12 protein-coding genes and 2 riboswitches are annotated in these 22809 nt (G+C 61.6%); of the genes, 2 read left to right on the top strand and 10 right to left on the bottom strand.

The window, feature by feature from the left end; all coding sequences use genetic code 11:
- Positions 1-65: 65 nt before the first annotated feature.
- From KB449_RS02110 to KB449_RS02075, 8 genes are all read right to left on the bottom strand, one after another.
- Entirely contained in the window at positions 66-371 is a 306-nt protein-coding gene (locus tag KB449_RS02110; protein ID WP_282906780.1) for a DivIVA domain-containing protein, read from the bottom strand.
- 58 nt (positions 372-429) lie between these two features.
- On the bottom strand, positions 430-1635 hold the full coding sequence (locus tag KB449_RS02105; protein ID WP_282906779.1) for a multidrug effflux MFS transporter: 1206 nt from the start codon (positions 1633-1635) through the stop codon (positions 430-432).
- A 941-nt stretch (positions 1636-2576) separates the two neighbouring features.
- The gene (locus KB449_RS02100; protein ID WP_282906778.1) at positions 2577-4541 is read right to left on the bottom strand and encodes an allophanate hydrolase; all 1965 of its coding nucleotides are present in this window, start codon (positions 4539-4541) and stop codon (positions 2577-2579) included.
- Positions 4538-8179, bottom strand: coding sequence for an urea carboxylase (uca, locus tag KB449_RS02095; RefSeq protein WP_282906777.1), 3642 nt, complete (start codon positions 8177-8179; stop codon positions 4538-4540). The genes KB449_RS02100 and uca overlap by 4 nt, the downstream gene beginning before the upstream one ends.
- Before the next feature lie 48 nt (positions 8180-8227).
- Complete coding sequence (locus KB449_RS02090; RefSeq protein WP_282906776.1) at positions 8228-8878, bottom strand: urea amidolyase associated protein UAAP2; 651 nt, start codon at positions 8876-8878, stop codon at positions 8228-8230.
- 24 nt (positions 8879-8902) lie between these two features.
- Positions 8903-9607 carry an urea amidolyase associated protein UAAP1 gene (locus KB449_RS02085; RefSeq protein WP_282906775.1) on the bottom strand — a complete coding sequence of 235 codons (705 nt, stop codon included), beginning with the start codon at positions 9605-9607 and terminating at the stop codon, positions 8903-8905.
- 85 nt (positions 9608-9692) lie between these two features.
- A riboswitch (guanidine-I (ykkC/yxkD leader) is annotated at positions 9693-9830 on the bottom strand.
- A gap of 115 nt (positions 9831-9945) precedes the next feature.
- Positions 9946-11289, bottom strand: a complete 1344-nt coding sequence (locus tag KB449_RS02080; protein ID WP_282906774.1) for an APC family permease — start codon at positions 11287-11289, stop codon at positions 9946-9948.
- Between the two features lie 66 nt (positions 11290-11355).
- A riboswitch (guanidine-I (ykkC/yxkD leader) is annotated at positions 11356-11461 on the bottom strand.
- Positions 11462-11741: 280 nt separating this feature from the next.
- Entirely contained in the window at positions 11742-12080 is a 339-nt protein-coding gene (locus tag KB449_RS02075) for a VOC family protein (RefSeq protein WP_282906773.1), read from the bottom strand.
- Positions 12081-12252: 172 nt separating this feature from the next.
- Between KB449_RS02075 and KB449_RS02070 the strand changes: the two genes are divergently transcribed.
- Positions 12253-12720: a MarR family winged helix-turn-helix transcriptional regulator gene (locus KB449_RS02070; RefSeq protein WP_282906772.1), complete on the top strand. Its 468-nt coding sequence runs from the start codon at positions 12253-12255 to the stop codon at positions 12718-12720.
- Between the two features lie 42 nt (positions 12721-12762).
- Positions 12763-13701: an NADP-dependent oxidoreductase gene (locus KB449_RS02065; protein WP_282906771.1), complete on the top strand. Its 939-nt coding sequence runs from the start codon at positions 12763-12765 to the stop codon at positions 13699-13701.
- Between the two features lie 85 nt (positions 13702-13786).
- Here the strand turns inward: KB449_RS02065 and KB449_RS02060 are convergent, their stop codons facing one another.
- Together KB449_RS02060 and KB449_RS02055 are read right to left on the bottom strand one after the other, a co-directional pair.
- Positions 13787-14455 carry a DUF2625 family protein gene (locus KB449_RS02060; RefSeq protein WP_282906770.1) on the bottom strand — a complete coding sequence of 223 codons (669 nt, stop codon included), beginning with the start codon at positions 14453-14455 and terminating at the stop codon, positions 13787-13789.
- Positions 14456-14541: 86 nt separating this feature from the next.
- On the bottom strand, positions 14542-22806 hold the full coding sequence (locus tag KB449_RS02055) for an immunoglobulin-like domain-containing protein (protein ID WP_282906769.1): 8265 nt from the start codon (positions 22804-22806) through the stop codon (positions 14542-14544).
- Positions 22807-22809 lie beyond the last annotated feature (3 nt).

Here is a 22809-nt window from a genome sequence, read left to right as displayed (position 1 = left end):
ACAATGTGCAGTTTTATGAACGATCGGCACCTTATGGGACGATTTCATTTTTGTACGATTCTCTCTTACCGCTTGTTCTGCAAATAGTGCTCGATCTTTCTCAACCGGACGTGCAGATGCTCGACCGACATCTCCGCCTTGTTCGTGATCGACTCGCGGAACGCCTCGACTTCGACCTCCATGTCGCCGAGCAGCTTGTACAACCGCTCGTAATCCTTCACGACCTTGTCCAAAAACGCGTCCACTTGATCGGCGTCATAACGACGGGACATCATTCGTCCTTTATCGAATTCCTGGTTAAAGACATCCAGAGCCGTAAACGAGACGCCATTGTCGGTTAACAATTGCTGAAGCTTCGGGCTGACGGACATGCGATTACCTCCAAAATTTTAATTCGCCAAGAAGCCTGTCGGGCTGACCTCTCGGAGCTCAACCTTGCTCGGCTGCTTGTCCTCGGTTCACCAGCAGCAAGTAAGCGAGCATCGCGACCGCGCTTGTCGCCAGGATGATGACGCCGAGCGGCACGGCAGTATCCTCGCCCGCAATGCCGACGAGCGGCGACACGACCGCGCCGAGCAGGAACGGAATGACGCCGAGAAGCGCGGCGGCGCTGCCCGCCATATTCGCCTGGCCCTCCATGGCGAGCGGGAAGGCCGCCGTGGACGTCATGCCGATGGACGCGACGAACACGAACAGCGGAATGACGAGCGTGAACAACGGACCGTGAACGTAAGCTACGATCAGGACGGCGACGCTCGCAATCATGGCCATCCACAGGCCGAAAAGCAGGAAGGCGCGTTCGGAGATCCGATGCGACGCCCGTCCCACGATCTGCGAGCCGATGATCAGGCTGATGCCGTTCGAGCCGAACAACAGCGCGAACAGGGTCGGCGAAGCGCCGTATATATTCTGGTAAATGAACGGCGTTCCCGAGACGTAAGCGAACACGCCCGCGATCATGATGCCCTGCGCCAGCATGTAGCCGACGAACTGGCGGTCGCGCAGGAGCGTGCCGTAGTTTCGTAGCTGCTGCTTGAAGTTGCTCGGACTGCGCCGCTCCATCGGCAGCGTCTCCTTCAGGCGCCACTTGGTCATGATCCACAAGTAGATGCCGAGCAGCGACAGCGCGACGAACACGCCGACCCAGGAGGAAAACGACAGGATGCCGCTGCCGGCGACCGGCGCCACGAGCGGTCCCAGATTGCCGACCAGCAGCAGTAGCGAGAAAAACCGGGTGAGCTCATGGCCTTCGTACAGGTCGCGCGCGATCGCGCGGGAGATGACGATGCCCGCCGATGCCGCAAAGCCCTGCACGAACCGACAGGCGATCAGCACGCCGATATGGGGCGAAAATGCGCAGCCCAGCGAGGCGACGACGTAGACGGCCATCGAGACGAGCAGCGGATTGCGCCGGCCGTGGACGTCGCTGAGCGAGCCCATGACGAGCTGGCCGATGCCGAGTCCGAGCAGGCAGGCGGTGAGGCTGAGCTGCACCAGCGAAGCGGTGGTGCCGAACTGTTCGACGATTTGCGGAAACGCCGGCAGGTACATATCGATCGTAAACGGACCGAGCGTCGAAAACAGGCCGAGCAAAAGCGCTTGTCTGACGACATGCGAGTTATTCTTGGTGGACATACGATTGCAATCTCCTAATCCCGATCTTTATCTGTGTCTGTATTTGCCTCAATTTGAAGGCCAGTCCATCCTACCACAATCGGGCGCGGATTCCGACAACAATTTGTGACAGACGCGGGCAAAAAACGCAAAAAGCGGCGAGACCGGGATACCGGCCGCGCCGTTTGCCTCGGATCCAATATCGTTTCTTCTATTTAAAATGAAGTCACGATTCTGCCGCCGACGTGGAACCGGCAACGCCGCACGTACGGTGAATCTGCCGCCGATGTGGAACCGGCAACGCCGCACGTAAGGTGAATCTGCCGCCGACGTGGAACCGACAACGCCGAACGTACGGTGAATCTGCCGCCGACGTGGAACTGGCAACGGCGCACGTACGGTGAATCTGCCGCCGGCGCTGAAAAGGCAACGGCGCACGTACGGTGAATCTGCCGCCGCCGTGGAACTGGCAACGGCGCACGTACGGTGAATCTGCCGCCGATGTGGAACCGGCAACGCCGCACGTACGGTGAATCTGCCGCCGACGTGGAACCGGCAACGCCGCACGTACGGTGATTCTGCCGCCGCCAATCGAACAGTTGTCAAAAAGCAGCTATTTCCCCTCGTCGATCCGCGCCAGCGTAAATAAGTGTCAGAAGGCATTTAATTCCTTCGAGAAGGGCGTTTCTGCCCATTATTCAGGGTATTAACATCCTTTTAGCAACTAATTTGCTCACCTTGCGAGTGCCGCGCGAAAATAACTGCCTTTTGACAACTATCGCTCCCATCCGAACGGCCAGCATGCCGTTCCATACGAATAAATGCCAAAAACCTCCATAGGAAAGAGCGCCGGATAAGCGGCCGCTCTCCTATGGAGGTTTTTTTATGACTGCAATTAATGTTGTGTCGGTGCGTTGCTGTCGGTGCGTTGCTGTCGGCGCGTTGCTGTCGGTGCGTCGAAGCTACTCGACTGTCGCGGGTGTCGCCATCGCCGCCCGCCAGCCCCCGAATGCGGTAATATCCTCGGCCTCTCGCTCCGCCCAGCCCTCGCAGATGAAGCCGGGTACCTCCGTTCCGTCAGCCAACTCCACCTTGCCGATTCCGAGCGGCGCCGGTATGGCCGTGGCGAAGGACCCGAAACGGGCCAGCGGCATCGCCCAGAGCTCGAGCGCGATGGCGACGCCGCCGACGGTTTGCTTCAAGAGGCCCGGCTTGGCCGGCTGCGTGTGCAGCCGAACCAGCTTGTACTTGGCGGCCGTATGCGCCTCGCGGATAAACGTCGCGCCGTGCGCATTCATCTGCGCCTCCAGCGGGAAGCCTCGCATGTGCAGGCCGCAGACGGCGACAAGCGTCGCGGGCTCGGAATTCGGCTCGGGATTCGGCACGGGATTCGGCTCGGCCTTGGGCGTGGGCTTTGGCTCGGCTTTCGGCTCGGGATTCGACTCGGCCTGTGGCGTGGGCTTTGGCTCGGGATTCGGCACGGGATTCGGCTCGGCCTTTGGCTCCGTCGGCGTTTCCGTTTCTGTTTCCATTTCCGGTTTGAATTCCGGCTTTGCCTGCCCTTGCGCGAGGCCATAGCGTTCCGCAAGCCCGACGAGCAGATCCTCTTGCCCGGACAGGGCGAACAGCGTAATGCCGAACGGCAGCTTTTCGCCTGCGAGCCCGGCCGGAACGGCTATGGCGCACAGATCGAGCAGATTGCAGTGGTTGGTGTAAAGGCCCATCGCGCGATTCGACGCGATCGGATCCTGCCTCGCCTCCTCGCGCGTCCAGGTCCCGCCTGCCGTCGGCATGACGAGCGCGCCGCCCTCAAGCAGCTGCTGCGCCTGCCGCTTCAAGCCCTGCAGCCGATGCTGCGCCTTGAACAAGCCGGCGGCATGGTGCGCCGGATCGGCGCCCGTCCGCAGGATCCGCTCCGTTACGGGGAACGCGCTGCCCGGATGCGTCTCGACGAATTCGCCGAGCGCGGCCCACCGTTCGGCTACCCACGGCCCTTCGTACAGAAGCGCCGCGGCTTCTTCGAACAACGCCATGTTCACGTATTCCACCGCGATGCCGAGCCGCTCAAGCTGCGCCTTCGCGCGCTCCCAGGCGAGGCGATAGCCTTCTGCGAACGGACCGTAGAACGCCGGCTGTTCGCTCGGGAGATAGACCTTGGCAGGAAGACTTCGCGCCGAGCCCGTACGGCGCGGAATGTCCTTCGACCAGGGATCTTCCGGCGCCAGGCCGCGAGCGGTCCGGTCGACCAGGTCGGCTTCGTCCAGCCGATGCGCGAAAACCGTGATGCAGTCCAGGCTCTCGCAGGCCGGCACCATCCCCGCGACCGGCCAGGCGCCGACGCTCGGCTTCCAGCCGACGAGCCCGTTGAGCGCCGCGGGCACGCGGCCAGAACCGGCCGTATCGGTGCCCAGCGCAAAAGCCGCCTGGCCCCGGGCCACCGCGACCGCCGAGCCGGAGCTCGAGCCGCCGCTGATCAGCTCCGGACGCAGCGCGTTGCGCGCCTCGCCGTACGGGCTGCGCATGCCGACCAGCCCGGTGGCGAACTGGTCGAGGTTCGTCTTGCCGACCGGAATCGCGCCCGACTCGATCAACCGCCGCACGACCGTCGCATGCGCAGACGGCACATACGCATAGTCGGGGCAGCCGGCCGTCGTCGGCACGTTCGCCACGTCGATGTTGTCCTTGACGGCGAACGGAATGCCCCATAATGGCGCCTGCTTCGGATCCAGCTCGTCGAGCCGCGCAAGGTAGGGCTCGATCGCAGCCAGCGTCGGCGGACTGATCCAGATGTTCATGTCCCGATCCGCTTCGGCACGCCGGACGATCTCGGCCGCCACGTCGCGCGGCGTCAGCCGGCCGCTCGCGTACTGCTTTTTTAACCATTCCACCGTCAGCTGCTCCTCGAATTCGAACGCTGTCTCGCTCATACGGCCGCCAGCTCCTTCTCCTCCGACTTGGCGATGCCCACGACCAGCTGACCGGCATGCACCGTATCCCCCGGCTTCACGTGAACCGAATGAATGATGCCGTCATACGGCGCGTTCTGGGAAAACTCCATCTTCATCGATTCGACGATGAACAGCGTGTCGCCCTTGCGCACCCGCTCTCCCGGCGCGACCTGCACCTTCCACATGCTGCCCGGCATCGAGCAGCGGACCGCGTCCACCGCCTCCGGCAGCTCGTCGTCGCTTGCGGCCTTGCTCGGCTCCTGCTCCGACACGTATTCCGACAGCCCCCGCGCATTCCAGTCCTCGCGTTCTTCGCGGAACGCCTGCTGCTGCCGCGCGCGGAACTGCCCGGCGCTCTCTTCTATAGAAGAAAGAAACTCCAAATACTCGCCCAGATCGAACGTCGTCTCCGTAATGTCCGCCTCGAAGCGGCCGCGGAGGAAGTCCTCCCGCAGGACGAGTAGCTCCTCGGCGCTGACCGGATAGAACTGGATCTGGTCGAAAAACCGGAGCAGCCAAGGCTTGCCGGACACGAAGCTGGCCGTCGTGCGCAGCTTGTTCCACATCTGGATCGTGCGGCCGACGAACTGGTAGCCGCCCGGTCCCTCCATGCCGTAGACGCACATGTAGGCGCCGCCGATGCCGACGGCGTTTTCCGGCGTCCAGGTGCGGGCCGGATTGTACTTGGTCGTCACCAGCCTGTGCCGCGGATCGAGCGGCGTGGCGAGCGGCGCGCCAAGGTATACGTCGCCGAGACCGAGTACGAGATAGCTGGCGTCGAACACGATGCGCTGCACGTCGTCGATGCCGGCGAGTCCGTTCACCCTGCGGATGAACTCCAGGTTGCTCGGACACCACGGGGCGTCGGGGCGCACGTTCTGCTGGTAGCGATCGATCGCGAGCTGCGTCGCCGGATCGTCCCAGGACAGCGGCAGACGGACGATGCGGGACGGCACCTGAATCGAAGCGAGCGGCGGCAGCCCGGCGTCCAGCTCGAGCAGCTGACGGGCGACTCGGCTAACCGTCGTGCGCTTCGGATCGATGCGCACCTGCACGGAGCGGACGCCCGGCGTCAGATCGAGCACAGGCAAGTCGTCCTCCGCCCGGATCGCTTCGATCAGCGCATGCACCTGGAAGCGCAGCAGCAGATCGAGCTCGAGCGAGCCGTATTCGACCAGCAGGTTCTCGTCCCCGCTGCAGCGAATCGCGATCTTGAAGGTCCGGCCTTCGGATGCGCTGTGCAGGATCGGATATTCCGGCGCGAAGGCGACAGCTTCTTCCGGCAATGTCGCGACCGGCAGCTCCTCGCGGCCGCCTTCCGCGATCGCCTGCAGCTGCGCTTCCTGAATGCGCCGCATCTCCTCCGCCTGCTCCAGCGTGACGAGCCGGAAGCGGACGGCGTCTCCGGCATGCAGCTGGCCGAGCTTCCAGAATTCCGCCGACGCGGTCGTCACCGGGCAGACGAAGCCGCCGAGGCTCGGTCCGTCCGGACCGAGCAGAATCGGCATGTCGCCGGTCAAGTCGAGGGTCCCGATCGCATAGGCGTTGTCGTGAATGTTGGACGGATGCAATCCGGCCTCTCCCCCGTCCTCGCGCGCCCAGAGCGGCGCCGGACCGACGAGCCGGACGCCCGTGCGGGAGCTGTTGAAGTGGACCTCGAAGCGCGTCGCCGCGAGCTGCTGCAAATATTCCGGCTTCAGGAATTCCTCCGTGCAGTGCGGACCGGGGATAACGCCGATCGTCCATTCCCGCGCGATCGCGGGGCGGTACGCTTCGGGCAGCCTGCCTTGCGGCAGTTGCGCCTTGCCTTCCCGGCGCACGTTCAGCACGTCGCCGGCCCGCAGCGCGCGGCCGCCGTGCCCGCCGAAGCCGCCGAGCGTGAAGGTCGACGCGCTGCCCAGCGTCAGCGGCATATCGAAGCCGCCGGCGACGAGCAGGTAGGCGCGCAAGCCCTCGCCCGCTTCGCCGAAGGACAGTACCTGGCCGCGTTCCGCCCGCACCGGCTCGTACATCGGGATCGGCGCGTCGTCCAGCGCCGGCTTCATGTCCGCGCCGGCGACGCACAGCCACATCGCTTCGCGGAACTTATAAGCGCCGCCGCGCAGCGTCAGCTCCAGGCCGCTTGCGTCCTCGGAATTGCCGAGGAGCGCATTGCCCGTGCGGAAGGCGAGCGGATCCATCGGTCCGCAAGGCGGCACGCCGACATCCCAGTAGCCCACGCGGCCCGGCCAATCCTGCACGGTCGTCTGCACGCCGCCGTCCAGCACCTCGATCGCCGACTCGCCCGGGGCGAAGTCGCCGAGCAGCTGCGTGAACACGTCGCCGTCGGCAAAAGCCGGTTCGCCCAGCAGCGCCTCGACGTACTGCAGGTTCGTCGTGATGCCGTAGAAGCGCGTCTCCGACAGCGCCCGCTTCAGCTTCGCGATCGCGTCCGCGCGGTCCGTCCCGCGCACGATGACCTTGGCAAGCATCGGGTCGTACAGCGTCGTGACCGTGATGCCGTCGCGCACCCACGTCTCATTGCGCGCATGTTCGGACAAACGCACCTGATCGAGCTGTCCCGCGCTCGGACGGAACTGCTGCAGGCAGTCTTCGGCGTAGACGCGCGCTTGAATGCTGTGTCCGGCAGGCTGCCCGAACAGCGTCTCCAAATCCCGCAGCTCGTCGGCCGCCTCGCGGATCATCCACTCGACGAGATCGATGCCCAGCACTTCTTCGGTAACGCCGTGCTCGACTTGAAGCCGCGTGTTGACCTCGAGGAAATAAAAACGAAGGCCGGCCGGATCGTACAGGAATTCGACCGTGCCCGCGCTCCGGTAGCCGGCTTCGGCCGCCAGCCGCCGCGCGCTGGCGAGCATCTCGGCTCTGACGTCGGCCGGGAAGCCGGGCGCCGGACTCTCTTCGACGACCTTCTGGTTGCGGCGCTGCACGGAGCAATCGCGCTCGCCGAGCGCGACGACTTCGCCGAACCGGTTGCCGAAGATTTGAACCTCCACATGGCGCGCCTTGGCGATATACTTTTCCAGGAACACGCCGCCGTTCTTGAAGTTCGTCTCCGCCAGGCGCCGCACGCTGTCGAACGCGTCGCGCAGCGCTTCTTCGTCCGCGCATACGCGCATGCCGATGCCGCCGCCGCCGGCGGTGCTTTTCAGGATAACGGGATAGCCGATCGCATCCGCATGCGCGATCGCTTCGTCCGGCTCCGTGATGAGCGGCGTGCCCGGCAGAAGCGGCACCTGCGCCTTCGACGCGAGCTCGCGGGCCGAGTGCTTGAGCCCGAACGCTTCCATCTGCGCCGGGGAAGGTCCGATGAAGACGATGCCGTTCTCCTCGCAAGCCCGGGCGAAGTCCGCATTTTCGCTCAGGAAGCCGTAGCCCGGATGGATCGCGTCGACGCCGCGCTCCTTCGCGATGCGAAGGATGAGCTCCGCGTTCAGGTAGCTTTCCTTGGCCGGACCGTCTCCGATCAGCACCGCTTCGTCGGCGAGATCGACGTGCAGGCTATCTTGATCGGCCGTCGTATAGACGGCGACGGACGCGATTCCCAGCTTGCGCAGCGTGCGCTCGATTCGGACGGCGATCGCGCCCCGGTTGGCGATCAGTACTTTGGTGAACATGGCGTTCCTCTCCTTTTTCCCCTCAAGGCTCGTGATGATCGCTTGTCGCTATTCGTTCCAGATCAGGATGCGGATCGGCGTCGGATTGTAGGCATTGCACGGATTGTTCAGCTGCGGGCAGTTGCTGATCAGCACCGTCGTCCGGCCGTGGGACTGCAGCTCCACGTAAGCCCCCGGCGACGATACGCCGTCGTCGAACTTCAAGCCGCCTTGCGACGTGACGGGCACGTTCATGAAAAAATTGATGTTCGGCGCCAGATCCCGCTTGCCATAGTCTCCGCCTCGCTTGGCAAGCTGGAGCATAAAAGTGTCGCGGCAATTATGCATGTGTTCCTTCTCGTGCGCATAGCGGACCGTATTGCTCTGCGCGGAGCAGGAGCCCCCTAACGTATCGTGCCTGCCGCAGGTGTCGGCGACGATCGTGAGCAGTTCCTTCCCGGACTCCGCTACCAGGACCGATCCCGTCGTTAGGTAGATATTGCCCTGCCTGGCGATCGTCGCAGCCGCCGCATAATGATCCTCCGGACGGTCCGCATCGTAGAAAAGCGTGTCGGCGGCCTGGTTGCCCTCCAGATCGACGATCCGCAGCACCTGACCGGACTCCAGATCGCGCATCCATCCGTCTCCGGCCAAAATGATGTCGTCATAAACGGCCTGCTCGGGCTTGCGCGTACTCTCGACTCGGTGATATGCACCCATCTTTTTTCCCTCCCGTTGGCTCGATTAGATAAGCGAATAATAGGCCCATGTATTTTCGTAAGCGCGGCGGTTCTCGTCGCGGTGGTTGACGCAGACGTCGTCCCCGCGAACCGGCTCTGCTTGCGTCACTTCAAGCCTGACGGGGACGGCTGGGTACGACTGGCGCCGATCAAGCGGGTTCGGCGTATTCGACAGCGCCAGGATGACATCCATCTCCGAGCGGAGCGTCACCGACGATCCCGCCGGACAGTGGTCCTGCACGTAATGCATCGCGCCGTTCTCGTCGCAGTACACTTTGGAAAACAGGTTGACGACCGGCATCATGTCCCGCATGCCCAGTCCGTGGCGCGTCAGCTCGACCGCGAAGTTTTCCTGGCCGCTGCGCAGCCAGTCGTTGCGAAGGTCCTGGTAAGTCGTGCGGCCGTATCGGTCATCGGTGAGCGACCTTGTCGTATAGCCGCCGATCGGGTCATGCCAGCCGAGCTCGTCGTGCACGATGCCGGCGAGCACCCGGCCGTTGTCGCTCATCAGCGTGTGCCCCGTCGTCAGATGCGCCGTATATTGGGCCTTTAACGTATCCGGCATGTTGTAGCGCTCGGTCAGATCGTGCGCGTGGAACAGCATCAGCGACACGTTCGCCCCCGCCTCGAGTGCCGTGAAGCGAAGCAGCTTGCCGCGCCCGATGCGGCCCGACCATTTTCCCCCTGCGCCGATAACGGTGTTTAACATCCTGTTCAACTCTCTTTCCCGATGGATTCGATGGATTCAATGGTTAGCGATGCGTCTTCCGAACGACAAAAAGCCCGGGAGCGTCATCTCCCAGGCTTTTATCCTTCCGTGTCTTAGGTCCGCGGCGCCGATCCGTTCGATCTGCGTTGCCGCGCTTCCCTACGCCGTCTCTTGGACCAGGCCTGATGCGAGATGCATCAACGGAACCCTAGACTGCATTTTCGTTCTTGACGGTGTGCTGCTTGCAAGAACCTGGATTCTATTGTCACGTTCTCTAACATGCGGTTAGTATAAGTCCGATCGTCGTTCGATGTCAATATACATAACATTAAAAATATTTATTCGCTTTTGATCGCGGCAGGCGCCCCATCGAACAGGTTCGCCGAAGCGCTGAACGAGCGCGACTTTCTGGTGCGGAACAGATAATACGCCAAGCCGGCCGCGAGCCAGATGCAGCCGAGCGTCAGCGCATTCGCGTCGAGCAGCGTGATCAGCCACACGATGAACGAGGCGCCGGCCAGCGGGAAGACCAAGTACTGGAACGTCTGCTTCAAAGACCGCTGCCTGCGCTTGATATAGCACTCTGCGATGACAGATAGGTTGACAAAGGCAAACGAGGTCAACGCGCCGAAACTGACGAACTTCACGGCCATATCGAGGCTGATCACCAGCGCCAGCAGCGAGACGATGCTGACCAGCACGATATTGTTCACCGGCGTCCGGTACTTCGGATGAAGCTTGCCGAAGAAACCTTTAGGCAGGATAGAATCGCGCCCGAGCACGTACAGCAGCCGGGAGACGCTCGTCACCGACGTCAGCCCTTGCGTAAAGATCGCGAAGATCAGGACGGTGGTGAAAATCGCGCCGAGCGTCGCGCCGCCGGCCATTTTCATCAGCTCGAAGCCGGCCGAATCCAGGTTGACGAACGTCAGGTGCGGATACGAGATTTGAATGAGGTAAGAAGTGACCACGTAGAGCACGCTTGCGATCAGAATGATGAGCATAATCGCCCTGGGGATCGTTTTCTTGGGTTGAATCGTCTCCTCCGCCAACGTCGACACCGTATCGAAGCCAAGGAAGGAGAAGCAGATGATCGAGGCCCCCGCGAGAATCGTCGGCAAGCCCACATCAAGGTTCGCGAAGGGCTGGGCGACCCCCTCGAAGCCATGGAAGCCCTTGATCAAGTAAGCGCAGAACAGCGCGATGAAGATGATCTGGAACAAGACGAACAGCTTGCTGAGACTTGCGGAAAACTGGATGCCCGCGATGTTGACGACTGCCAGCACGATGTTGAGCAGAATGATCCAGACAAAGGCCGGAACGGCCGGGAACTGGGCGTGCAGGTAGATGCCGAACGTGAGGCAGGCGATGATCGGCGAGAACAGATAATCCAGCAGGATCGCCCAACCGACCGTAAACCCCGGAATCGGATGCATCGATTTTTTCACGTACGTGTAAGACGAGCCGGAGCCCGGGAAAACTTTCGCCATGACGCTGTAGCTGTATGCCGTGAAAAAAATGGCCACGACCGACAACGAGTAAGCCTCGGTGATCATCCCTTTTGACGCGTCGTAAGCGATGCCGAATACGGAAAAGTAAATCATCGGCGTCATCCAGGCCAAGCCCAGCGCGACGACCTGAACCAGCGTCAGCGATTGGCGAAGCGTAACCTCTTGTTTCATCCCTTAGCTCCCCTTTCCTGTCTCAAAAAACAAAAAAATAAAAGCCGCAGGAAGATATGTAACATATCCTCCCGGGCTTTTATCCCTCCGTGGACACGGCCGCTGTGCCGTGCGTCTTCTCTCGGACCAGACCGGCGGTACATGCAGCCGCGGAACCCTAGAAAACAATTGTGTATGTTGTTGGATGAAGCAGATAAGCTGACAGGCATGATCGAAATTTAAACAGTTATGTTAGTTAATATAACATATAATTTTTAATTTTCAAGCGCCATTTTGAAGGGCGACTTGATTTCATGTCTTTATACCTAACGCACACTATGTTCCCTTATGATTTACAGCACAAAAAAAGCCCCTATCGCAAAAAGAGGCCCATGCTTGTGTGAGGCTTGTTTACGGATTTCTTATCGAAATGGGACTTTACTCACTAAAAACAGGTACTTGGAAATGGACGATCAATGAAGAACCTCGACCAGGAATCCGCCAGGCGCTTTGACGTAGAACGTCCAAGCATGAGAGCGTTCCGGGGGATTCACGTCAAATCCATCCTCTCTCAACCTTTGGTTGATCTCGTTCACCCGCTCCTCGCTGGCTTGAATAAAGCCGATATGAAAAGTTTCGGGATAGGCGACTTGCTTGCCTTTCATCAACGTAAGCACGAACCCGCTGTCGTCAAACAGCACGGCAAAGCCGCTTCCGCGGGTCGTTCCGATCTGCAAATCAAAGTAACGAACCAAAAATTCCGCAGTTGCTTTCACGTCGCTAACGGTTAGATTAAGATGGTTTAACCTCACGGCCGTTCTCCCCCCAATCGAAAGGTGCTTATAACCATACTTTAACAGATTATGTTCAGACGAACAGCTTGCTAAGGTTTATTTTGAACTTATGTTGACGGCAACATATCTGAATGTTATCTTAGTTTCAGGATATATGTTGACGACCACATATTAGGGAGGAATAACCGAATTGAAAATCAGCGACAACGATGGAGCTGCTGAGAATGAAATCAGTGCCGTCACCCGATTTCCCGTTAGCTTTTCGATTTTCAGCCTGGCTCGTTCCCATCACCGCGTTGCGGGACAGCTGCTTCGGGAAGCAGGCTTATATCCCGGGCAGGAGCTCGTACTGATGCAGCTATGGCAGCGGGACAGCCAATCGCAGAATAGTCTCTCGAGATCGCTGCGCCTTGATCATTCGACCATCGCGAAGTCCGTTCGGCGCCTGGAAGATGCGGGGCTCGTCTCCTGCAGCCGCTCGGCGGAAGACAAACGAGTGACGCTCGTATCGCTCACCCAGGCAGGTCGCGAAGTCGAATCCAGAGTCAACGAGGCCTGGAGCAAGATGGAAGAGATCACGATTGAAAATCTGAACGATGAAGAAAAGGCGCAGTTCGTCGCTTTGGCCAAAAAGATTACCGCCGTACTCGAAAGTTGATTCGAATCAATCAAAACGATGAATATCAAAGGAGAGATAAAAATGTCTGACAAGACCATGCAAGCGATTCAGGTTCATGCGTATGGCGGTCCGGATGTTTCAAAAATACAAACGATCGATCGCCCCCAACCTGCGGCTGACGAAGCGCTCGTTCGCATCGTGTATGCAGCAGTCATTCCGCTCGACTTCAAAATTCGCAACGGCTGGCTTCAACAGGTTTTTCCGGTAACCATGCCCTACACCCCCGGTTTTTACGCTTCGGGGGTGGTTGAAGCGACAGGACCGGACGTAACGGCGTTCGCGCCCGGCGATCGCGTTTTCGGTACGATCAGAGGCGCTTATGCGGAATACGGCGTCGCTAAAGCCCTGGAGTTGGTAAAAGTGCCCGATCGCCTCGCCTTCGAAGACGCGGCGACGATTAAAGCAGGCGCCGAAGCGGCCTGGAAGGCGCTGTTCACCGAAGGCGAACTCCAAGCCGGTCAAACCGTTCTCCTGCATGCGGCTGCGGGCGGCGTCGGACAGTTTGCCGTACAGCTGGCCAAGTGGAAGGGAGCGACCGTCATCGCCACGGCTTCAACCTCTAACCTGGACTTTGTCAAGACGTTGGGCGCGGATCAAGTCTTCGACTATACGACGACAAATTTTGAAGACGTCGCCGGCGAAGTAGATCTGGTCGTCGATTCGGTTGGCGGGGAGACGGAGGCGAGGTCCTGGTCCGTTCTGAAAAAAGGCGGAATCTTCGTCTCGTTGACGCAAGATCCATCCCAGGAGAACGCCCGGAAGCATGGCGTTACAGCTAAATTCAACACCGAATGGCCTACCCGCGAGGACTTGGAAAGCTTAACGGAGTTAATTGCCGAAGGTACCATTAAAGCCGAAATAGATGCCATATTCCCATTAAGCCAAGCGGATAAAGCACTGGAGAAAAGCGAAGCCAGACACGGACGGGGAAGAATTCTGCTGGGCGTCATCCCCGAATAACAACGACAGGAATAGAACGCATGCCATAGCCGAACAGCCTGCAGGATTGTGCCTGCAGGCTGTTTATTTCCTCGATTTGCGAACACTATCCCCGGTCTAACCTCTCTCTAAAATACAACGCAAGTCTCCAGAGTTCCTCCATTGGCACCGCTTTTTTCGAACACCTTTCGACTCCTCTTTTCTTCGCTTCGCTTGTCCAAAGATAAGGATAAACAGAAATGCCTTGATTCCCGTCCAGCCGAGGAATAAGAGTCTCCCAGCGCCGCCATCGGCAAGGTTCGTAGAATCCCGATAAATCCCCCGTACAGCACCAATTCAAAAAGTCGGCATACCTTATCCCCAGGCATTCCCAGTCCAGCGTGTCGGGAGCAAGGTAAAAAATCTCCCCTTCCCCTCCATCAAAGCATCCGCCGTTTAAAGCAAAAAAACCGCCGATTACATCGTCTGCCACCAATAAAGCGTTATCCAGCTTGCAATCGTCCGTCCATGATGTAACCGATCTCGTTAAATGAGGATGACCGGAGCCCAAAACCCGCAGCCATCCGTGTTGAAGTAAAATACCGCCAGTTGAGTAGGCGACCGCGCCAAGCGCCGACTTCGTCGTTACCTGGAGCCGAAACAGCTCCTTTTCGCCTTGTTCTTTGAGAGCGGGAAGAAGAACCGCTCCATTGCGATTGTCAGATTTATAAATCCATTGTTTGATCGTGACGATCGCTGATTCATCCTCAAATACAAGCTCCTTGAGCGGCTTCATGCGGTAACTCCTCTAAAACGATAAGGGTATGAAACGACGAGCCTCCCCGCTTGGCAGCGAGGGGGCCCGTCCGAGTGCGTGTATCGTTATGATTGGCGCAGATCGACAGCGCGCCTCAGCGCCTCGACCGTCTCGGCTCTCGTCGCGTAGGCATGCGGACGGAACGCGCCGGCCTGATCGCCCACGAACAAGCCGTTCTCCGCCGCGGCCAGAACCGATGCCTTCGCCCAAGCGGAGATGTCCGCGCGATCGGCGAAGACGGTGCCCTTGCCGCCGGCCGCTGCCGGCCGAAGCTTCAGCGCCCGCGCCATCATGACCGCCATCTGCTCGCGCGTGATCGCTTCGTTCGGCCGGAAAGTGCCGTTCTCATAGCCGTCGACGATGCCGGCCGCCCGGGCCGCGGCGATCGCGCCGCGCGCCCAATGATCCGCCGCATCGCGGAAGGCGCCTGCCGACGCGTCGGCTTCCGCTATCCCGAAAGCGCGGACGATCAACTGTACGAACTCCGCCCGCGTCACCTTGGCGTTCGGCCGGAACGTGCCGTCCGGATAGCCTTTGACATAGCCTTGGCCGACCATGCTCAGAATGCTCGCCTCCGCCCAGTGGCCCGATATATCGCCGAGTGCGGGCAGCGGATCTCCGGAAGGAAGCTGTCCCGGAGCAGTCAGTACGGCAAACTTGGTAAAATGAATCGTTTCGCCGCTGACCGTGCCGCGCTCCCTGTCGATCGATGCGTTGTTTAACGGCACCCACTCGCCGGTCACCTCGTTGAGCCAATAGACGGCGACCGTGTCGGCCTTCGGGTCCAGCCGTACGCTGTCGAACGGCAGCGTGATCGTGACCGGCTTTAAAAACATGCCTGACGCCGACTTCGTGATGTCGTACACGCGGCTTACGCGGCGCGACGCATCGGGCAGCTGGCTGCCGGACTCCTCCGGCAGCGCCGCGATATTGATGCGGAACGCCGCGGGGAAGACGCCTGCCGGGAAGCGAATCGAAGCGCCCGATCCGGAGATCGTGCCTCCGACGGCCGGATCGATGCGCCAGCCGGCTTCCTCGGCCGGCTGGGCAGGCTGGCCGGTACCGCCGTTATTGCCGCCCGACGCCGCGAGCTTCAACACGTTGACAACAAACGTCTTCGTCTTCTTCACGGCGCCCTTCGCGACGGTCGCCGTCAGCGTTACGGCGGCGTCGCCCGCTTCGAACGCCGGACGACTCACCTTCCCGGTCGCCGCGTCGACGATCTGCGGCTTGTCCGACGACCAGACGATCGTCGTGCCGTTCGCGCCCGCGGACGGCAGCACGACGTTCTTTGTCGCGCCGTCCGGCCCGTCGCCTCCCGCATAACCGACGACAAGCGAACCGAGATCGGCCGTCACTGCCTCCAGATCGGTCATTTCGCCGCCGTTATTGCCGCCCGTCTCCGCGAGCTTCAATACGTTGACGACAAACGCCTTCGTCTTCTTGACGGCGCCCTTGGTTACGGTCGCCGTCAGCGTTACGGAGACATCGCCCGCTTCGAACGCCGGACGGGTCACCTTACCGGTCGCGGCGCCGATAACCTGCGGCTTGTCGGACGACCAGACGATCGTCGTGCCGTTCGCGCTTGCGGTCGGCAGCACGACGTCCTTCGTTACGCCGGCCGGCCCGTCGCCCCCTGCATACAGGATGCCAAGCGAACCGAGGTCGGCCGTCACCGCCTCCAGATCGGTCATCTGGCCGCCGTTATTGCCACCCGATTCCGCAAGCTTCAACACTTTAACGGAAAATGTCCTTGTTTGCTCGACGATGCCCTTGGTGACGGTCGCCGTCAGCGTCACGGCGGCGTCGCCCGCTTCGAACGCGGGCCGGTTCACCTTCCCGGTCGCCGCCTCGACGACCTGCGGCTTGTCGGACGACCAGACGATCGTCGTGCCGTTCGCGCTCGCGGTCGGCAGCACGATGTCCTTCGTCACGCTAGCCGGCCCGTCGCCCCCCGCATATACGATGGCAAGCGACCCGAGATCGGCCGTCACCGCCTCCTGATCGGTCATCTCGCCGCCGTTATTGCCGCCCGCCTCCGCGAGCTTCAACACGTTGACAAGAAATGTCTTCGTTTGCTCGACGACGCCCTTCGTGACGGTCGCCGTCAGCGTCACGGCGGCATCGCCCGCTTCGAACGCCGGCCGGTTCACCTGTCCGGTCGCCGCGTCGATGATCTGCGGCGCGTCGGACGACCAGACGATCGTCGTGCCGTTCGCGCTCGCGGTCGGCAGCGAGACGTTCTTCGTCGTACCGGTCGGTCCATCGCCCTCGGCATAGCCGACGGCAAGCGCGCCGAGATCGGCCATGACCGCTTGCAGATCGGTCATATGTCCGCCCGGCTCCGGCAGCTTCAACACATTGACAAGAAACGTTTTCGTTTGCTTGACGATTCCCTTGCTGACGGTCGCCGTCAGCGTCACGGCGGCATCGCCCGCTTCGAACGTCGGCCGGCTCACCTTGCCCGTCTCCGCGTCGATGACCTGCGGATCGTCCGACGACCATTCGATCGTCGTCCCGTTCGCGCTTGCGGCCGGCAGGGCGACGCTTTTCGTCACGCCGGTAGGCCCTTCATCCACTGCGTAACCAACGGCAAGCGTGCCGAGATCGGCTGTCACCGCATCCAGATCGGTCATCGCGACAAGGCTGCGCTGATCGATGTCGAAGACGCCATAATCCGTCCATGCATACTGCTCGTTCACCCGATAGCTGGCCGACACGACCGCCTGTCCTTGCCGCAGTCCCTTCAGTTCGCTGCCGGCGATCTCCGCGTACTGCTCGCCCGAGAGAACGCTCCATTCGACCTCGTCGTTCGGCAGCCGGACCGCATGGCCGTCGCCGTCGTAGGCGTATAGACGAAGCGACTGGCTGGAGGCCGAGCTCATCTCGCGCTGCATGCCGATGACGACCTTCTCGATGCGCCCGACCTGCGGATTGACGATCCGCTGGACGTACGCGTTATTCTGGCCGAACGCATCGGATGCCACGATCTCGACGTCGAAAGCCTGCTCTTCCGGCAGCGGAAGCCGGTAAGTGAAGCGTCCCGCGTCGTCCACCTCTGCCGGGTAGCCGTTCACCGTCACGGCGGCGCCGATATCGGTCTGGCCCGTCAGCTCAACCTGGCCGTCCGGGAACGCCGGATCGTCCACCGCCAGCATGGGACCGTTTTCCTTCACGACGACCCGGTACGTCTTCTCTTCGGCGTCGCCGTCGTCGTCGTAAACGACGACCTCGATCTCGTTCGTGCCTTCCTTCAGCACGACATTCGTCGTCCACGCCGCACCCTTGTACACGTCAGGCTCGGCGGAGGGATCGTACATGGACGGGTTCACCCGAACCTCCGTCCGGACCGCCTCGTCGCTCGTAAAGCCGAGCGTCACGTCTCCCGTGCTGCTGCGGAAATACGGCAAGCCGTCCGCATCCCGGTCCATCCGCACGACGCCGCCGGCCGGATCCGCCGGCTGCACCCTGAGGTCGAACACGGGCGGATCGGGCACCGGCAGCTTCAGCTCGACAGGCGACGACCACGCGCCGAAATAGCGCGCCGGCCGCTCTTCGGCCACATTGGCGATAACCGAGATATCGTAATCCGCGCCTGCGGCGAAGCCGTCGACCTCGATGTCCGCATACCGTTCCGGCTGACCGGAGGACGGTACCGGGTACTCGAAGAGCACGACAGGCGCTTTGTCGTCCGCCGGCTTTCCATAGATCGTATACGAACGCACGCCGTCCGCTTCGACCTTGTCCCAGCTGATCCGCTTCTTGCCGGCGCCGGCGTCGACCGCCTGCACTTCTTTGGCCCCCGGATCCCGTTCGATCATACCGTTTACCGTAACGTTGAACGATCGGCCCGCAGGCAGTCCGTACAGCGTCGTCTGATAATAGTCGCCGTTGCTCTCGTCGCCGGCGTTGGGCTCGCCGTAATACGGAATCGCATACGACTCGCCGTTCGCGGCCGTGAGCCGGACGACATACTCCGATATGCCCGCGATGGGTGCCCAGGCGGCGGTATACTGCCCCAACTTAAGCGGATCGTCGACGAATGCCCAGTCCGCAGCCGGGTACCCGGCGTAAGGATCGTCCGCCGTGCCGCCGGGCGCTTCGCTTACCGCCTGCACGACGATGCGGTACGTCTCGGGCGACCAGCCCCGGATCTCCGCCGCATAACGATCCGTTCCTTCCTCATAGGGCACGAACGTCCAGTTGGAGCCGTCCGCCGGCTTGCCTTCCCCGTCCACCGTGAAGATATAGTAACCGGCCACATGGTCGCCTGCCGACGCGTCCCATTCGACCTTCAGCGCGCCGCGGCCGATCGCCTTGGCCGTTACGTTGTCCGGCGCGGTCGGCACCTTCGGATTCGCGACGGCGAAGGGCGCGGAATCGCGGAAGCTGTTCTGCAAAAGCGCGCCGCCGGCGTCGTACTGCTTCAGCACCGCGACAATCTTGTAGGAGCCGCTCGCAATGCCGTCCGGCAGCGCCGGACGGATCGTCGCTTCCTCGTCCGCCAGCGTCTCGTCCGCAGCGATCCGCGAGAGGAACGGCGTCGCGGCATCGACGCTTTGCAAATACAGGTCGACCTTGGTACGCCCGTCCGCAGGCTTCCGGGTCAACGCGAGATCGATCGCCGCCTGGCCGCCGTCCTGCTCCGCACGAATCGTGCCGATCTCCGGCGTCGGCGCGGCGTCGAACGCTTCGAACGTCGCCGGCATGCTGCTTGTCAGCGTCCACGTGCCGGCTTTGCTCCGCTCGGCGGGCACCGTAATCGCGATATAGCTCTGCACGGCTCCCGTGTCCGGATCGGTGTATTCGCTCCGGTACACGTTCGCGCCGTCGCCGTCTTCGACCAGCGGCATCTCGACGCCGTCCGGATCGGCGAGCGTCAATTCGATGTCGCTGCCTCTCGCGTACTTCGCTTGCACGAGCAGCGCTTCGCCGCCGGCGGATTCGAACGTCGTCACCGTCTTTGCGGCCAGCGACCGCACGGCGCCGGATGCCTTCTTGACCGGAAGCTGCTTCAGATTGGTGCCGATCGCCAGCCGTTCGGGATCGGCCTCGCCTTCAGCCGACAGCGCCGACAGGGCCGACACCGCCGAGAAGCCTTTTTGATCCGGATTGAAAAATTGCAATTGCTGCGTGCTCCACGTGTAGCGCACGCCGACCGGGATCGTGCCCAGCGCCTTGGCGTACGCCTGCACGAAGTTCGTGTTGAGCGCCGCGGACGCGTCCGCGAGCTTCAGCCCGGGGAAGATCGGCGAGTACGGGGGAAGCTGTACGGAGCCCCGGACGTAGCCGCCAAAATAAAATTGCGATGACTCGTTGTTGTAGCTGAGCTCGACCGATGCCTGGCCGACGAGGACGTCGAGCAGGCTGATGCGCCCGCCGACCAGCGCCCCGGACACCGGATAGAACATGATCTTGCCCGTCATGTCGGCGATCGGGAAGAAGTACAGGTTCGCCGTTCCGCTTAATGAGGCTTCCCGCGCCCCGATGGACAGCTTGACGTTGGAGGCGCTCAGCGCCCGCTTGCCGAGCAGGACGGGCGAGACCGTATCGGTCACGCCGAACCAGAAGCTCCCGCCAAAATCGGGATAGATGCCCTTGGCGATGCTGTCGCGGATCGTATGCAGGCCCTTGATCTCCCCGCCGAGCTGATTGATCGTAAGCGGAATGTTCGGGATGTTGATGAACCCGGCGTTATCCGCGTACTCGGCCATGAATTCGTCCGGGAACACGACGACTCCGCCCTCCGGCGTCGGCACGGTAAAGATGCCGAACTTTCCCTGAATCCGCGAGCTGCGGTTGAAGCTGCCGCCCGATCCGGTCGGAACGGACTCCAGGTTCGGCAGACTCAGCTTGGCGTATATGCTGTACAGATTCTGGATCGAATCGATGCGCAGCCGTCCCTCGACCCCGCCGGTCTGGCTGGGCTTCAGGCTGTCCATCGTGACGAACGGCCCGATCTTCATCTGCGGCAGTCCTACGCCCGCTTCCAGCGCGAACTTGATCTGTCCGTCCTCGTACACGCGGAATTGATCGACCGCCACCTCCGCATACAGCAGCTTGCTTAGCGCGGCGTTGTCGCTGGCCCCGAAAAAGCGGTACAGCGTCTTCATGATCGACAAAATGTCGAGCGAGCCCTTGAATTCGGCCGCATACTTCTTCGCGTCCGGATCGTAGACGACCTTCACCTGCTTGATGCCGAGCACGTACGGTCCGACGATCGCCTGGGCGTCGTCGCTGAATCCGAACACGTTCGGATTTTTGATCTTCATATCGTTGACGTTGAAGGTAAAAGCCTTCTTCCAGATCAGCGGCGAATTCGGAAGATTGGTGAGTTGCTTCAGATAGATGCGGCTTTGGTCGTTGCCGCTGACGACCGCCTGCGTCGCCCTGTCGTAGACGAGACCGTTGTCCTCGTATTCGTACGTGACCGGCTTGACGACGATCTCGCCGGGCATGTCCGCTTCGAACTCGGACACGGTCAGCTTCAGCACGTTGCCGAGCGTTACCGCCTGCGACGGCTGGGGCACGACGGAATACGTGCCGTCGCCCATATCCTGAATGTTGCCCTGGATGCGGAGCACTTCCTCCTCGCCCGCCGGGACGGGAGGCAGCGCGCCGCCTTTGGCATAGTAAATCTTGTTCGTCCGCTGCGTATACTGCCCGCCGATGTCCGTACGCGTTTTGAGCAGATCCTTCTTCGTGATCAGGAGCGTGCCGTACCCGCGCTTCATGACCGAGATGTCGTCGGTAATGCGGATCGTGTCGGGACGGTACATGCCTTTGCTCAGATCGTGCTCCACGCCGATGCCGTAAGAACCGAGCTGCAGCTGCGGCAGCATCACGGACAGCTGACTGTCGCTGTCGACGGTCACGTACTTGGATTCAATGTTTGTCCGCACGCCGCTGGCCGCCTGGATATAGACGTGCCAGCGGTCCGGGGCGTCCTTGAGAAAGTTCAGGTTGCTGCCGTAGATAACCGCCTTGCGGAACGTTTCCTTCTCGTACATGCGGTTCGGCGCGACGGCCGTGAACTGGATATCCGGCGGCTGCCGGAAGTCGTTCAGCACGACGATATGCGCCGTCTCCTCCCGCATCTTCACGCCGGGCGCGGCGGGATCGCCTACCGTGATGCGCACCTTGAAGGCATAGACGTTGACCGCGTCGGCGCCGGTCGCAACGAACCGCCAGCGGAAGGAAAGCCGCTCGCCCTTGGCCACCTCCGGGACATAAGTAACGCTCTGGCTGCCTCCGGTCAACGCAGCGCTGCCCGGATATACGATCTCGACGCGCACGTCGCTTTGGGCGACCGACTTGGGCAGGTTGTTGGCCAGCTCGGCGGACAGCTCGAACGACGCCTGGCCGCCGGCCTCCGCCGTCACCTTCTGCGGCGCCGAGACGGTGACCGCCATATTGTCGAGCAGCGTCTGCCGCTGCTTCATCTCGCCCATTCCGATCAAGGTCGAGAACGAAGCGGACGCGCCGCCGGCCAGGGCGGCTTCGTCCCAGTAGACGGCAACCGCGCTGTCCGCCGTTCCGTACAGCCCCCCGTCCGCCGTATAATCGGTCCACTGGCTCCAGTCGTATTTCCATTTGGTCGCCGACAGTCCGTTCCAGTGACCGAAAATGACGCGCGACGGCTTCTTCTCGCCGAAGCCGTACAGGGTGCCGTAAGCGATGACCGACGGATCGTCGATATCGTCCATCGCCTGCCAGTACAGCGGCACGTCGGCGGGACCGAATTCGCGTTCGCCGATGACCGGGGACAACTCGCCCGGCGCCATCAGCAGCGGTCCGTCGTTGTCTCCGGCCGTGACGTCGAGCAGAATCCGCGTCCCGAGCTTGACGCTCTTGCCGGACTTGTTGTCCACCCGGTACGACAGCTTGGCATTGCCCGCGGGCAGCGTCTTGTCGGTCTGCGGCACGAGCTCGACCGTCTGGCGGATGTCGACGCCCCTGTATCGCCACACCGACACGATCCGGTCGCCTTCGACGGCGGGCACTTGCACGAAGTAGCCGTACGGCGCGGATGCCGGGCCGTAATCATGTCCGTAGATCGCTTCCTCGCCGTCGATCCGGAAGCTCGTAAACGACGTCTCCGGCGTCTCCGGATTGTAGACGAGCGGCTGATCCTCGTCTCCGGCACGAACCGGATCGCCGCCGGTCGTTCCTACGCCGATCCGCCCGTTCTGCTCGTTCACGCTGATGCGGAGCACATCGTCCGAAAGCTGAGGCCGTCCGGCCGCCAGCGCCCACCCGGGCGCCAGGCCCGAGACCGCCACCGCGACCGCGATTGCCGCGGCAGCCGTTTTTATCAATCGCATGCGCATTGA

Origin of the sequence: Cohnella hashimotonis, from assembly GCF_030014955.1 — a bacterium.
Lineage (GTDB): Bacteria > Bacillota > Bacilli > Paenibacillales > Paenibacillaceae > Cohnella > Cohnella hashimotonis.
This window is presented reverse-complemented; position numbering and strand designations above follow the sequence as displayed.

Coding starts and splice junctions, on each gene's coding strand:
- KB449_RS02110 (WP_282906780.1), bottom strand. CDS start 371: ATGTCCGTCAGCCCGAAGCTTCAGCAATTGTTAACCGACAATGGCGTC.
- KB449_RS02105 (WP_282906779.1), bottom strand. CDS start 1,635: ATGTCCACCAAGAATAACTCGCATGTCGTCAGACAAGCGCTTTTGCTC.
- KB449_RS02100 (WP_282906778.1), bottom strand. CDS start 4,541: ATGAGCGAGACAGCGTTCGAATTCGAGGAGCAGCTGACGGTGGAATGG.
- uca (WP_282906777.1), bottom strand. CDS start 8,179: ATGTTCACCAAAGTACTGATCGCCAACCGGGGCGCGATCGCCGTCCGA.
- KB449_RS02090 (WP_282906776.1), bottom strand. CDS start 8,878: ATGGGTGCATATCACCGAGTCGAGAGTACGCGCAAGCCCGAGCAGGCC.
- KB449_RS02085 (WP_282906775.1), bottom strand. CDS start 9,607: ATGTTAAACACCGTTATCGGCGCAGGGGGAAAATGGTCGGGCCGCATC.
- KB449_RS02080 (WP_282906774.1), bottom strand. CDS start 11,289: ATGAAACAAGAGGTTACGCTTCGCCAATCGCTGACGCTGGTTCAGGTC.
- KB449_RS02065 (WP_282906771.1), top strand. CDS start 12,763: ATGTCTGACAAGACCATGCAAGCGATTCAGGTTCATGCGTATGGCGGT.
- KB449_RS02060 (WP_282906770.1), bottom strand. CDS start 14,455: ATGAAGCCGCTCAAGGAGCTTGTATTTGAGGATGAATCAGCGATCGTC.
- KB449_RS02055 (WP_282906769.1), bottom strand. CDS start 22,806: ATGCGCATGCGATTGATAAAAACGGCTGCCGCGGCAATCGCGGTCGCG.